Genomic DNA, 14,232 nt, shown 5'->3' on the forward strand with positions numbered 1-14,232 from the left:
GCCCTTTCTACAAAAATACCCATAACTATGCGGTAAGCAATAGCTATGGGTTAATGCTTTCTTATTTTGTTTGTCCAGTAAGCATTCGAGCGTAAGGTGATTCTGCTGGTAGTATAATCATCGTATCTTCACCAATTGTTCGCTTGTAAGATTCTAATGTACGATACATCGAATAAAATTCAGGGTCTTTTGAAAAAGCCTCATTATATATTTTACCTGCTTCCTCTTCTCCTGCTGCAATAATTAATGCGGCTTCTTTATTAGCGGTTGATAATAACTCTTGTACTTCTTTATCCGTTTGTGCTTCAATACGACGTTTAGATGCATCACCTTCAGATAAATAACGCTGTGCGGTAGATTGACGCTCTGAAATCATTCTCGTATAAATCGCTTGTTCATTTTCCTTTGGTAAATCGGTACGTCGAATGCGTACATCTACAACCTCAACACCATATTGATCTTGTGCTAATAAGTCATTAACTTTTTTTGTTACTCTACCATTTAAATCGCCACGAGATGATTTTTCATCGTTAATAATCTCACCATATTCTAACTGCCCTACTTCATTACGAATCGTAGAATAAATAAATTCTTCCATACGTTGCTCGGCATTTGTCAATGTGCCTGCATTGCTAATTAAAGCTTTAGGGTCTGTAATACGCCACACAGCATAATTGTCAATAATAATCCGCTTTTTATCCTTTGTATTCATTTCTTCTTCTGAAATATCATAGATTTGCTGATTACTTGGCAAGGTAGATACACTTTGAATGAATGGTATTGTCATGTACAACCCTGGTTTCTTTTCAAATTTAACAACCTCACCAAATTGGCGTACTACTTTATATTCATTCTCACGCACAATATAAATATTAGCAATCGCAATGATAAGTAACGCAAATACACTTGTCACTACAATAGCTACTGGTATTATCTGCTTAAACTTAATGGGCTTTTTTTCAACGGGAACGGCTTTAGGTTGCGGCTTTTTAGGTGTACCTTTCAAAAAATCAGTGATTTTTTTTACATCGTTATTCTCACTCATTTTTTATCGCTCCCTTCTTTTTGCTCCTGTTGTTGCATCATTTGTAGTGGCAAATACTTCATCGTATTTCCATCATCATTCATAATATAAATTTGAGCTTTTGGTAAGACATTTTCTAATGTTTCAATAATTAAACGCTCTCTCGTAATCTCTTTATTATTTTTATATTGATCATAGAGTTTGTTAAAGACTGCTACATCACCTTGTGCTTGTTGCACACGAGCAATCTTTTGCCCCTCAGCTTTAGAGATAATGGCATCCTTTTCACCTTGCGCTTCGCTTGAACGTTGATTTTTATATTTATTGGCTTCATTGGTTTTTGTATCTTTTGTTTCTCTTGCATCTGTTACAGCTGTAAATGCAGCGCGCACCTCTTCATTAGGAAGCTCAACATCTTGTAACTTTACGCCTAGAATACCAATACCAATATCATAATGCTCCATTAAATTAACGAGTAAATCACGTGTTTTATTTTCCACTTCGCCTTTACCTTCTGTGAGAGCTGCGTCAATTGTAGATGAGCCAATGATTGAACGTGTAGCACTAGATGTAGCGCTATGTAAAATCTCTTTGGGTTGGTCTGCATTAAATAAGTACTTTACAGGGTCTGTAATTTTCCATTGCACTACTAGATTAGTTAATACAATATACTCATCCCCTGTTACCATTTTTGTTTCAATTGCTTTTGGCTCTTTTTCAAGTGCTTCTAAATCACTTTCTTTGTAGCCAAAATTTAAACTGAATGTCTCTTTAGACAACACTTCTACATTTTGAATAGGCCATGGTAATTTAAAATGTAAACCTGATTCTGTAACTGTGCGGTCCGCTTTACCAAATGTAATAACTACAGCTTGTTCTGATTCATCAACCGTATACCATGATGTAAATACAGTAGTTAGAGCTATAATTGCTACAAAAAATAAACCGATGAATAATAAACTTCGTTTTACACTCATTTGTCTACCTCCTTCAATGATGCTTAATTTATTTACGGATTTGTGACAAAAAAGTTTCAAAAAAACCCTAATAATTAACGAAGGCAAAACCTTCATTATTATTAGGGTCAAATAAAGAAACTAGACAAAGTGGTGAGTTTAGCGCTTTAACGCTAAGCAGTTCGCGTCTGCTAAACAAGTAGGGGGTTTCTACAATTTTTAGTATAAGCCCTAATTGTTAATCACACATTCACTTATTGTAAAAGGATTGTAAATTACGCTTTCGGAATCCAAACTGTCATTGCTGTCCCTTTTGCTACCTCACTACGCACAAAAATCTTACCATGATGTGCTTCTACAAAATGCTTTACAATTGCGAGCCCTAACCCTGTTCCACCTGAATTACGACTGCGTGCTCGGTCTACACGATAAAAGCGCTCAAACACTCGCTGAATTTCTTTCTCATCAATGCCAATACCTTCATCTTCAATTTCTAAAATACCATACTCTTCATTCTCACGTATTCTTATTGTTACTGTCGTATTTGGTGGTGAATACGTAATGGCGTTAGCAATTAAATTTGTTACTACTTGCATTAAACGATTATCATCGCCCTTAACCATAACATCTTTTGGAATTTCTACTGCAAATGCCATATTTTTCTCTTCCAAATGTTGTGTTGTTAACTCAGCACCGCGTAAGGCAACATCTTGTAAACTTGTTGGGGCTAATGTAATTGTATAATTTTGTTGCTCTACTTTTGATAATTCTAATAGATCATTAACAAGCATCTGCAAACGATTACTCTCTTTATGAATAATTTCCAAAAATGATAATAGCATTGTTTTATCTTGATAAGCACCATCTAATAATGTTTCGGAAAAACCTTTAATCGATGTAATCGGTGTACGCAACTCATGAGAGACATTTGCTACAAAGTCTTTTCTTACTTGTTCGAGACGAATTAAATCTGTAATATCATGTAACACAATGACAACGCCTAACCAACTCCCATGGTCACCAATGACCGGCGCGCCATATGCTTCGTTATACCTCGTATCTGTACCATTTTTAATTTGAATTTGCTTACGCGAAGGCATTTCTGTTAAAAAGACATGGTCAATAAATTGATTTACACTGTCTGGTAAGCCAATCGTGCGAAAGACCTCGCCATGTACATGTTCTGCTTGCAATTCAAAACGCTCTAAAAAGACACGATTTACAATAGAAATATTCCCTTCTCTACCAATCATCATCAATGAACTTCCCATATTTTCAATCAATGTTTTTAATCGCTCGTCTTCCACTTGTCGGATCTTTGTTAATTCTTCTAAATTACGCGCTAACATATTTAATGTGTTACTCAGTGGCAATTTAGGGTCGTATTCGTCTTCATACGTACGTGCTTTATAATTCCCACGTGATAACTCTTGTGCCATATGAATAGCTGCATCTACGGGGTCCGTATATTTCCTTATAATTTTACGTGCAATAAAAGCAATAAATATAAAAGCACCTAACAAGAAAATAAATACGGTAACGATAATTTGTTTCGCTACTTTCGTAACGTGTTCGTCTTCTTCTTGTCGCTCTACTGCTTGTAACAATGCAGTCTCCTGTGTAGGTGACAGCGAAATAGTATAATCTGTGATAGTTTGCTCAATGGCTCTCTTATTGTATTGCTCATCTTCCTTATTGAATTGATGCATATAAATAGGAAAAAGCTGTCCTACTGCTAAACATAAGACAGCTAACGCAAAGCCAATAAGCAACATTAATGTAAAGTACATATTGCTGCCTGTTGGTTTCATATTGCTCTTGGCTCCTCAAATTTATATCCTAAGCCACGAATTGTTTTAATAAATAGTGGTTTTCGACTATTTTCTTCGATTTTGTCACGTAAATGACTAATATGAACATCTACAATACGTGTATCGCCTGCAAAATCATAATTCCAAACTGCGCTTAATAATTGATCACGTGTTAATACACGATTTTTATTTTCTAATAAATAAATTAGTAATTCGAATTCTTTTGGCGTAAATTCCAACGGTTCTTCTTTCATAAAAACTTCAAAACGTTCAGGGAATACTTGTAAGTCACCAAAAGAATAGACTTGCTCTTTTGTGGCAACTTCTTCAACCACTACTGGCGCGAATCTACGCAACACAGCCTTAACGCGTGCGATTACTTCCCTAGGGCTAAATGGTTTAGTCATATAGTCGTCTGCGCCTAATTCTAAACCAAGCACTTTATCAAATTCATCGTCCCTTGCTGTTAACATAATGATTGGTGTATTCATTTTTTGTTGACGCAATAGTTTACAAACTTCCATGCCATCTAGATGAGGCAACATCACATCTAATAAAATTAAATCAGGTTGAATAGCAATGGCTTGGTCCAAACCACTTTGACCATCGTTAGCTGTTTCTACCTCATAACCTGCCTGTTCTAAATTGTACTTTAATAAAGTAGCAATGGATAATTCATCTTCTACAACTAAAATTTTTTTCATTTTCCAACTAGCCTCCGTCCTTGAATTGAAACCCCCATCTCAATCATCGAAACGCTTGCCTATTTTAACTCTGTGGTGGTGCTACAGTAATTAAGCCTTCCATCACACTTTGTTTTTTTTCGTTTACCATCATAAATGAAATACCTGCTTCATTATTTGCTACATCAATTGTTACAACTTCTAATGTTAACTCCACTATTTCATAATGATAAACAGGTGCAATATACTTGGACTGTTCCACTGTAATGTATGAGCCTGGTCCAGGTAAAAATTTAGAGATAGCAGTAAATACAATGCCATTTAATACGATTGGTGGTACAACTGGCTGTTTATAAATCGTATTTTGAGCGTAATCATGCTGAATAAAAAGCGGATTATTATCATTTGTTAATCCTAAATAAAGCAACAAATCTTGATCTGTAATTTGTTCGGTAATATGCATTTTCTCTCCAATTACTAACGCATTACAAGAGCGCCCTATCTTACTATTTTTATGAAGCAAAATCACAACCCCTTTACTGTAATCTAACATAATATTATCAATGTTTTCACAAAAGCACAAACACAAATAATGTTGTATCCGCTTGCATAAATAAACAATTAAAGAAAAGAGACGTTACCAAAAGGCAACCCCTCTTTTACAAATTCTTATCATTTTAAAACATTTTTGACTTCTTCAACGGCTTTTGCTGATTGATCTAATGCCTGCTGTTCGTCTTCTGTTAAGGTTAGCTCAAAGATACGTTCAATACCAGTGGCCCCTAATAATGTAGGTACACCTAGGTATAAATCATGATAACCATACTCACCCTCTAAATAAGCAATAGCTGGTAAGACACGTTTTTGATCTTTCAAAATAGCTTCTGCCATCTCCACCATTGCTGCAGCAGGTGCATAATAAGCAGAGCCATTGCCAAGCAGATTCACAATCTCTGCGCCACCTTTACGTGTGCGGTCTACTATGGCATCTAATCTTTCTTTTTCAATTAATGTTTCAAGTGGAATACCACCAACTGTTGCATAACGAGTTAGAGGTACCATCGTATCACCATGACCACCCAATACAAAACCTGTTACATCTTTAACTGACATTTGCAATTCTTCTGCAATAAATGCTCGGAATCTCGCTGTATCTAATACGCCAGATTGGCCAATGACACGATGTTTCGGGAAGCCGGTTTCTTTATATACCGTATATGTCATAGCATCAACAGGATTTGTAAGTACAATAACAATAGCATTTGGCGAATATGTAGCAATTTCTTTCGATACAGATTTCATAACATTTTGATTAATCTGTACAAGGTCATCTCTGGTCATGCCAGGTTTACGTGCAACACCCGCTGTAATTAACACAACGTCAGAATCTTTTGTATCTTCATAGTTCGAAGTACCTGTTATATATGCATCATAACCTTGAACAGGTGCCGCTTGCCACATATCTAAAGCTTTTCCTTTAGTAGGGTTTTCTGCTGTTGGTATGTCGACTAAAACAACATCACCTAATTCTTTTTGCGCCACTAAAAAGGCTGCTGTTGCACCTGTATAACCGCTACCAATTACAGCTATCTTTTTACGTTTTAACGTCATATTTTCTACACTCCCCATAATTAATTTAAAAAAATAAGAGTAGAGACATATCTCTACTCTTATTTTACCATATTTTATAGATTTTTAATTAGCTCGTCTGCAAACTCCGAACATTTTACTTCTTTAGCACCGTCCATTAAACGTGCAAAGTCATAAGTTACAACTTTAGAAGAAATAGTTTTTTCTACAGAGTTTGTTACTAAGTCAGCTGCTTCTTGCCAACCTAAGTGCTCTAACATTAACACACCTGAAAGTAATACAGATGAAGGGTTAACTTTGTCTAAACCTGCATATTTAGGAGCTGTACCATGAGTTGCTTCGAAAATAGCATGACCTGTTACATAGTTAATGTTAGCACCTGGAGCGATACCAATACCACCAACTTGTGCAGCAAGTGCATCTGAGATATAGTCTCCATTTAAGTTCATTGTTGCTACTACATCAAACTCGTTTGGACGCGTTAAAATTTGTTGTAAGAAGATATCAGCGATTGAGTCTTTTACAATGATTTTTCCAGCTGCTTCTGCATCTGCTTGTGCTTGATTAGCTGCCGCTTCGCCATCTGCTTCTTTAATTTTATCATATTGAGCCCAAGTGAATACTTTATCACCGTACTCACGTTCAGCTAAATCATAACCCCATTGTTTAAATCCACCTTCAGTGAATTTCATGATGTTACCTTTGTGTACTAAAGTAACAGAAGGTTTATTATGTTTAATTGCATAGTCAATCGCAGAACGTACTAAACGCTCCGTACCTTCTTTAGATACTGGCTTAATACCAATGCCTGACGTTTCAGGGAAACGAATGTTTTTAACGCCCATTTCGTTTTGTAAGAAGTCAATTACTTTCTTAACTTCTGGAGAGCCTTCAGCATACTCGATACCGGCATAAATATCTTCAGTGTTTTCGCGGAAGATAACCATTTCAACGTCTTCTGGACGTTTAACTGGTGAAGGAACACCATCGAAGTGACGTACTGGACGTAAGCAAACATATAAATCTAATTGCTGACGTAATGCTACGTTTAGGGAACGGATACCGCCACCGATTGGCGTAGTAAGAGGACCTTTAATTGCGATTAAGTATTCGTTAATTTTATCTAATGTATCTTGTGGTAACCACTCACCAGTTTTGTCGAATGCTTTTTGACCAGCAAGTACTTCTAACCACTCAATTTTCTTCTCGCCATTGTACGCTTTTTCAACAGCTGCGTCGATTACGCGTGAAGCTGCCGCCCAAATATCTGGTCCAATACCGTCACCTTCGATAAACGGAATTACTGGGTTGTTTGGTACATTAAGTACACCATTTTCAACTACAATTTTGTTTGTCATAGTAATTGTTTCCTCCTAAATGTCATAGTCATAGGACTGTGCTAGCACTAACACAGTCCTACAAGTAATTCTACCATATGTTAAAAATTAACGCTCGTCAATTGGAACGTACTTTTGCATGCCTGGTCCTACGTACTCCGCACGTGGACGGATTAAACGGTTGTTAGCATATTGCTCTAAAATATGAGCTACCCAACCTGATGTACGTGAAACAGCAAAAATAGGTGTAAATAGATCATGTTCGATACCTAAAGAATCATAAACTGATGCTGAGAAGAAGTCTACGTTAGCAGGTAATTTCTTTTGCTCAACAATCATGTCATGAATTTTAACTGACATATCATAAAGTTCTGGTTTGCCTGTTAATTTCGTTAGTTTTTCTGACATTTCACGTAAATGTGGTGCACGTGGGTCACCTTTACGATATACGCGGTGGCCAAAGCCCATGATTTTTTCTTTATTGTCTAACTTATTTTGAATATAAGACTCTACATTATCAACTGAACCAATTTCAGTTAACATTTTCATCACTTGCTCGTTAGCTCCACCATGTAAAGGACCTTTTAAAGCGCCAATTGCTGCTGTTACACCTGAATAAACATCAGAAAGAGTAGCTACACATACACGTGCTGTGAATGTTGAAGCGTTTAACTCATGGTCAGCATGTAATACTAATGCTTTGTCAAATGCTTCAATTTCAATTGCTTGTGGCTCTTCGCCCTTTAACATGTACAAGAAGTTAGCTGCATAACCTAAGTCTGCTTTTGGTTCAACAGGTTCTAGGCCTTTACGAATACGAGAGAAAGCAGTTACTACTGTTGCAATTTTAGCTTGTAGCTTAATGGCTTTGCGGTAATTTGCTTCTGGGCTCATATCATCAGCTTCTGCATCAAATACACCTAAAGACGAAACTGCTGTACGCAATGCTGCCATTGGGTGCACAGTGTCTAATGGGTATGAACGGAACTGGTCAATGATTGCTTTTTCAACGGACATATTTTCTGCTAACTGTTGTTTTAGTTCTGCTAACTCGTCAGCTTTTGGTAGACGTGTATGCCATAACAAGTAAATTACTTCCTCGAATGAAGCATTTACTGCTAAATCGTCGATATTATAACCAACATATGTTAATGTATCATCGATGATCGAACTAATTTTAGATTCCGCTGCTACAATACCTTCTAAACCTTTAGTTGCTGTCATAAAAAATCGCTCCCTTTTTTAAAAATAATATTTGTACAAAATCTTGTACTTTTATTCATCTGCTCATAAATGAATGTTTAAGTAAATCGCTTACATTGCTATTATAATAAATTTTGTCATCTTTGTGAATGAAAACAACTTAAATAAAGAAAAAGATGATTTTTCGATTATTTTTTTGCACTAAGCAGATTTTCAAAGGTTATTTTCTTGTGAATAATCCCTTCCCTACAGCATTTCATAAAAATATGCAAGTAAAAAACAGAAAATTCGCTATTTCACTCCTTTTTCTTCTTTTTCATGAATGATCACTCACATTATTTTTGTACAATAATCATTTGATGATTTTTTGTCCTTTTTCGTAACCATCTATACACGACTGGTTTGAATAAATTACGTGTAAACGGTAGGACTAGCACAATGCCAATTAGATTTGTTAACACACCAGGTAAAATCAATAATATACCACCTATAAATTGTGTTAACCCTTCTACCATTGCCATTGCAGGTACTTCTCCTTTATTTACTGATGTCTGAATAGCTGATACTGTCTTTACTCCTACTGTACGTAATAATATAACCCCAACAATACTTGTTAGTGCAAAGAGACCTACTGTTGGTAACACACCTACCCACTGACTAATCCATAAATAAATGGCCAATTCTACAATGCCATAGACGATAAAAGCAAAAAAGAGTTTACGAACCATAACATCACCTCTTATCCCATATTATATAAACTTTAAGAGCAGAACAGTAATAATATGCCTTGTGAATTATAGTTACATAAAAAAAGTCTGAATGATTGAGTTAGCGAATTGCGCTAACTTACTATCATTCAGACCTATACTATTTAAAGTACACTAGCATGACCTTTATAAATGACGCCTGTCTCTGCGTCCATTGTAATCTCTTGATTATGTCGGATTAGTGTTGTTGCCTCTTTCACACCTACGATAACAGGTATGCCTAAACTCAAGCCTACTACAGCAGCATGGCTTGTTAACCCGCCTTCTTCAGTAATCAAACCAACACAATTTTCTAATGCTGGCATCATTTCTTTATCTGAGCCCACTGTTACAATAATGGCACCATCTGTATCATACGCTAATGCTTCTGCTGCATTTTTAGCTACTACTACTTTACCAAATACAGAAGCTTTACCAATTCCTTGACCCCGTGCAATCAAGTCGCCAATAATATGAACTTTCATTAAGTTAGTTGTACCCGCCTCACCGACTGGCACACCTGCTGTAATGACCACAGCATCACCATGTTGAACATAGCCATGTTTTAAACTCTCATCTACAGCTAGTTCTAGAATCTCATCTGTCGTTGATACACGTTGACAAACAATTGGCGATACGCCCCATACTAACGTCAACTTACGAGCTGAACTTACAGAACCTGTTACAGCTACAATTTGTACGCCAGGACGATACTTGGCAATCATACGTGCTGTATTGCCACTCTCTGTAGGCGCTAAAACAGCTTTTACACCTAAGTTAATCGATGTGTAAGCAACAGCTTGCGAAATAGCCTCTGTCATATTTTGTTCACGTTCCCTACTGTGAGCTGAAACGATACTTTTATAATCTAATGAGTTTTCAATATACGAAGCGATCTTATTCATGGTTTGTACTGATTCTACAGGATACATACCGGCTGCCGTCTCACCAGATAGCATTATAGCATCAGTGCCATCCATAATGGCATTTGCTACATCACTCGCTTCTGCTCGTGTTGGGCGTGGATTACGTTGCATAGAATCTAACATCTGTGTTGCTGTAATAACAGGTTTCCCTACTTTATTACATTTTACAATGAGAGATTTTTGTACAAGAGGTACTTCTTCTGCAGGTATTTCTACACCTAAATCACCACGTGCTACCATAATGCCATCAGATACTTGAATAATATCGTCAATATTATCGACGCCTTCTTGGTTCTCGATTTTAGGAATAATTGAGATGGTACTGCCACCATTTTGTTCTAATAACTCACGAATTTCTAATACGTCTTTAGGTCGTCGCACAAATGAAGCTGCAATAAAATCTACACCTTGCTCAATGCCAAATAAAATATCTTCAGCATCTTTCTCTGTAATGCCTGGCAATTGCACCGAAACACCTGGAACATTAACCCCTTTTTTATTTTTTAAGACGCCTGCATTCTCCACAATTGTATGGATTAATCCTTTCTCCACATCTGTTGCTAACACACGCAGTTCAATTAAACCATCGTCTAATAAAATAATAGAGTTTTGTTTTACATCTTCAATTAATTTATCATAAGTGACTGAAAAAATTTGGTCATTACCTTCTACTTCTGTCATTGAAATATCTAGCACTTGCCCTGTTTTCAAGTGGACTTCGCCATTTTGCATATTATGTGTGCGAATTTCAGGTCCTTTTGTATCTAATAAAATACCGATTTGTTTGTTTAATTTTTCCGCTACTTCTCGAATAGTATGAATACGCACAGCATGTTCTTCATGTGTACCATGCGAGAAATTAAGTCTGGCTACATTCATACCTGCCTCTATGAGTTGCTCTAGCATTTCTGGCGATTCACTCGCTGGTCCAATCGTACAAACAATTTTCGTTTTTCTCATTTTGTCCACCCCAAATTTCGCTTTATTCATGTTAAATTGATAATTCTGTTGCCAAGGTATACAAGGCTAAGTTTGTTGCATGCTCTTTCTTAAATGCCTCTGTCAAATCATAGTCTACAATTTCATGATTCCGTACACCAATAGCTCTCCCTTTTTTGCCTGCTACAAGTGCTTCAACTGCATAAGCACCAAATTGCGAAGCAAGCACACGGTCACGCCCCGTTGGTGAACCTCCTCTTTGCATATGCCCCAACACAGAAACACGTGTAGTAATACCCGCATTTTCTTTTAATAATCTGGCAAGCTCAGTACCAGACATCACACCTTCAGCTACAATAATAATATTATACATCTTCCCGCGGTATTCGCCTCGTTTAATTCGTGCAATAACATCTTCAATACAAAAATCGACTTCTGGGATAATAACTGCACCTGCACCTGCAGCTACTCCTGCATAAAGCGCTAAGTCTCCCGCGTCTCTCCCCATCACTTCTACGATGAATAGGTTCTCATGCGACGTTGCCGTATCTCGAATTTTATCGACTGCATCTATCACTGTATTTAACGCCGTATCAAAACCAATTGTATATTGCGTACCTGGCACATCATTATCAATTGTGGCAGGAATACCAATACATGGAAAACCTTTTTTTACTAAGTCCATAGCGCCTCGGTACGAACCATCACCACCGATGACGATTAATCCCTCAATCCCCGCCTCTCGCATATTAGCAATGGCTTGGTCTTGTACATCAGATTGTTTAAAGTCAGGGTACCTTGCTGAGTATAGCTTAGTGCCACCACGCTGGATAATGCTGCCTACATCACCTACTTGCAAGGTAGTCATTTGTCCTTCAACTAAACCTTGGTAACCGTAATAAATACCAATTACTTCGATATTTAATACTTTTGCTTTCCTGACAACAGCTCGGATTGCTGCATTCATCCCTGGTGCATCACCGCCACTTGTCAAAACAGCGATTTTCTTCATGATTTACACCTCCTGTTTGTTTTCGTATGTACTCACATTAACATGAAAAATCAATCTTTGTAAGTAGGCTACAACAGGAAACATATATCTTTTACAATCGATATAAAAAGAATGCGTTTTCACACATTCTTTTTGAGTCATTATTGATTTTCAGCGATTGGCTCTGCTGTTTGGATAGCTGTTAGTTCTTCGTATTCGCCCATTTTTCGGAAGCGATCATAGCGATCTTGTACTAATTGCTCTTTCGTTAATGGCATTAATTCAGACAGCGCTTGTTGTAATACAACACGAATATTTTCAATTTGTTGTTTCAAATGATGATGAGCTCCACCTAACGCTTCTTCAATGACACCATTAATCACATCTAACTCATATAAATCTCTTGCTGTAATACGCATGGCACTAGCCGCTTCACTCGCTAATGAAGCATCTTTCCATAAAATAGACGCTGCTCCTTCTGGTGATATAACAGAATAGGTAGAGTTCTCTAACATATACACGCGATTGGCAACACCTAATCCAATAGCACCTCCACTACCCCCCTCGCCAATTACAATGCTGATTACTGGCACAGTTAAGCCTGCCATTTCTACTAGATTACGTGCAATGGCTTCACTTTGACCACGTTCTTCTGCCGCTTTACCTGGGTAAGCGCCTTTTGTATCAATAAAACAAATAATAGGGCGATTAAATTTTTCAGCTTGTTTCATTAAACGTAACGCTTTACGATAACCCTCTGGATGCGGCATACCAAAATTACGTCGAATATTTTCTTTTGTTGTTGTTCCGCGTTGATGACCAATGATAGTGACTGGTATACCGCTAAAACTAGCGACGCCTCCGACCATTGCTAAATCATCACCAAAGTTACGGTCACCATGTAACTCCATAAAATCATCAAATAATCCTTTAACGTAGTCTAATGTTGTAGGGCGCTCTAAATGACGTGCTACTTGTACACGATCCCAAGGCGTCATATTATCATAAATGTCTTTTTGCAATTCTTGTAGACGACTTTCAAGTTTTTGTATCTCTGCTGTCATATCAATATCTGCACTATGTGCTAACTCTTTTAATTCTTCAATTTTCTTTTTTAAATTTGCAATTGGCTCTTCAAACTTTAACATTTTAACCATGTTGTCGACCTCCTTGAGTATGTAGACGCACTAAAGTACCTACACAATCTCGCATATCTTTTCGATGGTAAATGGCATCGAGTTGTCCATGTTCTAACAAAAATTCAGCCGTTTGGAAATCAGCTGGTAATTTCTCTCTAACAGTTTGTTCAATGACACGTCGTCCTGCAAAACCAATTAAAGCTTGTGGCTCTGCTAAATTAATATCACCAACAGAAGCAAAGCTTGCGGAAACGCCCCCTGTAGTAGGATGCGTCATAATTGAAATAAATAGCAAGCCTTCTTTACTGTGACGCTCTAGAGCTACACTTACTTTTGCCATCTGCATCAGCGATAAAATTCCTTCTTGCATGCGAGCACCACCACTTGCTGTAAAGATAATGAATGGCACACCTAATGCCGTTGCTTTTTCGACAGCACGTGTAATTTTCTCACCTACGACTGACCCCATCGAGCCCATACGGAAGTGTGAATCCATTACAGCTACTACGATCTGATTGCCTTGCAATTGTCCGGTGCCTGTTGACACGGCTTCATTCATGCCCGTCTTCTCTTTATCTACTTGTAATTTTTCAAGATAAGAGGGAAAGTTTAAAGGGTTAACTGTATGTAAATGATCATCCAGTGGTGTAAATGTGCCTTCATCAAGAAATGCTGCAATACGCTCAGTAGCTCTCATTTCAAAATGATGATTACAACGTGGGCATACTTTTAAATTGCCTTCTAATTCTTTTGTTAAATAAATCTCGTTACATTTTGGACATTTCGTCATTAATCCTTCTGGAAATTCTTTTTTCTTGATCTTTTTAGATGCTTCTACATGACGTTTACGACTCAATGTAAATAAATTGCGAATTGCCATTTTAAAT

At 37.1% G+C, this 14,232-nt stretch carries 13 protein-coding genes; all 13 read right to left on the reverse strand.

The genetic code is table 11. The features are described 5' to 3' along the window. Positions 1–61 precede the first annotated feature (61 nt). Entirely contained in the window at positions 62–1,045 is a 984-nt protein-coding gene (hflC, locus tag IEW44_RS12760; protein ID WP_188615442.1) for a protease modulator HflC, read from the reverse strand. Further along, the gene (hflK, locus tag IEW44_RS12765) at positions 1,042–2,001 is read right to left on the reverse strand and encodes an FtsH protease activity modulator HflK (protein WP_188615443.1); all 960 of its coding nucleotides are present in this window, start codon (positions 1,999–2,001) and stop codon (positions 1,042–1,044) included. Before hflK ends, hflC begins: the two co-directional genes overlap by 4 nt. 254 nt (positions 2,002–2,255) lie before the next feature. Continuing rightward, positions 2,256–3,791, reverse strand: a complete 1,536-nt coding sequence (gene pnpS / locus IEW44_RS12770; protein WP_188615444.1) for a two-component system histidine kinase PnpS — start codon at positions 3,789–3,791, stop codon at positions 2,256–2,258. Further along, positions 3,788–4,495, reverse strand: a complete 708-nt coding sequence (locus IEW44_RS12775) for a response regulator transcription factor (RefSeq protein WP_188615445.1) — start codon at positions 4,493–4,495, stop codon at positions 3,788–3,790. The genes pnpS and IEW44_RS12775 overlap by 4 nt, the downstream gene beginning before the upstream one ends. 64 nt (positions 4,496–4,559) lie before the next feature. Then, the gene (locus tag IEW44_RS12780; protein ID WP_229704242.1) at positions 4,560–5,003 is read right to left on the reverse strand and encodes a hotdog family protein; all 444 of its coding nucleotides are present in this window, start codon (positions 5,001–5,003) and stop codon (positions 4,560–4,562) included. A 143-nt stretch (positions 5,004–5,146) separates the two neighbouring features. Beyond that, a complete protein-coding gene (gene mdh / locus IEW44_RS12785; protein ID WP_188615447.1) occupies positions 5,147–6,085 on the reverse strand; it encodes a malate dehydrogenase in 939 nt (312 codons plus the stop codon). Between the two features lie 74 nt (positions 6,086–6,159). After that, positions 6,160–7,422 (reverse strand): NADP-dependent isocitrate dehydrogenase, encoded by a 1,263-nt coding sequence (gene icd, locus IEW44_RS12790; protein WP_188615448.1) that lies wholly within the window; start codon positions 7,420–7,422, stop codon positions 6,160–6,162. Positions 7,423–7,509: 87 nt separating this feature from the next. Beyond that, positions 7,510–8,625 carry a citrate synthase gene (gene citZ / locus IEW44_RS12795; RefSeq protein ID WP_188615449.1) on the reverse strand — a complete coding sequence of 372 codons (1,116 nt, stop codon included), beginning with the start codon at positions 8,623–8,625 and terminating at the stop codon, positions 7,510–7,512. A gap of 314 nt (positions 8,626–8,939) precedes the next feature. Continuing rightward, the gene (locus IEW44_RS12800) at positions 8,940–9,332 is read right to left on the reverse strand and encodes an FxsA family protein (protein WP_188615450.1); all 393 of its coding nucleotides are present in this window, start codon (positions 9,330–9,332) and stop codon (positions 8,940–8,942) included. A gap of 143 nt (positions 9,333–9,475) precedes the next feature. Next, complete coding sequence (gene pyk / locus IEW44_RS12805) at positions 9,476–11,236, reverse strand: pyruvate kinase (RefSeq protein ID WP_188615451.1); 1,761 nt, start codon at positions 11,234–11,236, stop codon at positions 9,476–9,478. Positions 11,237–11,267: 31 nt separating this feature from the next. Then, the gene (gene pfkA, locus IEW44_RS12810) at positions 11,268–12,227 is read right to left on the reverse strand and encodes a 6-phosphofructokinase (protein ID WP_188615452.1); all 960 of its coding nucleotides are present in this window, start codon (positions 12,225–12,227) and stop codon (positions 11,268–11,270) included. A gap of 140 nt (positions 12,228–12,367) precedes the next feature. Further along, positions 12,368–13,363: an acetyl-CoA carboxylase carboxyltransferase subunit alpha gene (locus IEW44_RS12815; RefSeq protein WP_188615453.1), complete on the reverse strand. Its 996-nt coding sequence runs from the start codon at positions 13,361–13,363 to the stop codon at positions 12,368–12,370. After that, positions 13,356–14,225 carry an acetyl-CoA carboxylase, carboxyltransferase subunit beta gene (gene accD, locus IEW44_RS12820; RefSeq protein ID WP_188615454.1) on the reverse strand — a complete coding sequence of 290 codons (870 nt, stop codon included), beginning with the start codon at positions 14,223–14,225 and terminating at the stop codon, positions 13,356–13,358. Before accD ends, IEW44_RS12815 begins: the two co-directional genes overlap by 8 nt. Between the last annotated feature and the right edge of the window lie 7 nt (positions 14,226–14,232).

Origin of the sequence: Lysinibacillus alkalisoli (assembly GCF_014643595.1) — a bacterium.
Classification (GTDB): domain Bacteria; phylum Bacillota; class Bacilli; order Bacillales_A; family Planococcaceae; genus Metalysinibacillus; species Metalysinibacillus alkalisoli.

Excerpts from the sequence above, each read along its gene's own strand:
- hflC (WP_188615442.1), bottom strand. The coding sequence starts at position 1,045 with ATGAGTGAGAATAACGATGTAAAAAAAATCACTGATTTTTTGAAAGGT.
- hflK (WP_188615443.1), bottom strand. The coding sequence starts at position 2,001 with ATGAGTGTAAAACGAAGTTTATTATTCATCGGTTTATTTTTTGTAGCA.
- pnpS (WP_188615444.1), bottom strand. The coding sequence starts at position 3,791 with ATGAAACCAACAGGCAGCAATATGTACTTTACATTAATGTTGCTTATT.
- IEW44_RS12775 (WP_188615445.1), bottom strand. The coding sequence starts at position 4,495 with ATGAAAAAAATTTTAGTTGTAGAAGATGAATTATCCATTGCTACTTTA.
- mdh (WP_188615447.1), bottom strand. The coding sequence starts at position 6,085 with ATGACGTTAAAACGTAAAAAGATAGCTGTAATTGGTAGCGGTTATACA.
- icd (WP_188615448.1), bottom strand. The coding sequence starts at position 7,422 with ATGACAAACAAAATTGTAGTTGAAAATGGTGTACTTAATGTACCAAAC.
- citZ (WP_188615449.1), bottom strand. The coding sequence starts at position 8,625 with ATGACAGCAACTAAAGGTTTAGAAGGTATTGTAGCAGCGGAATCTAAA.
- IEW44_RS12800 (WP_188615450.1), bottom strand. The coding sequence starts at position 9,332 with ATGGTTCGTAAACTCTTTTTTGCTTTTATCGTCTATGGCATTGTAGAA.
- pyk (WP_188615451.1), bottom strand. The coding sequence starts at position 11,236 with ATGAGAAAAACGAAAATTGTTTGTACGATTGGACCAGCGAGTGAATCG.
- pfkA (WP_188615452.1), bottom strand. The coding sequence starts at position 12,227 with ATGAAGAAAATCGCTGTTTTGACAAGTGGCGGTGATGCACCAGGGATG.
- IEW44_RS12815 (WP_188615453.1), bottom strand. The coding sequence starts at position 13,363 with ATGGTTAAAATGTTAAAGTTTGAAGAGCCAATTGCAAATTTAAAAAAG.
- accD (WP_188615454.1), bottom strand. The coding sequence starts at position 14,225 with ATGGCAATTCGCAATTTATTTACATTGAGTCGTAAACGTCATGTAGAA.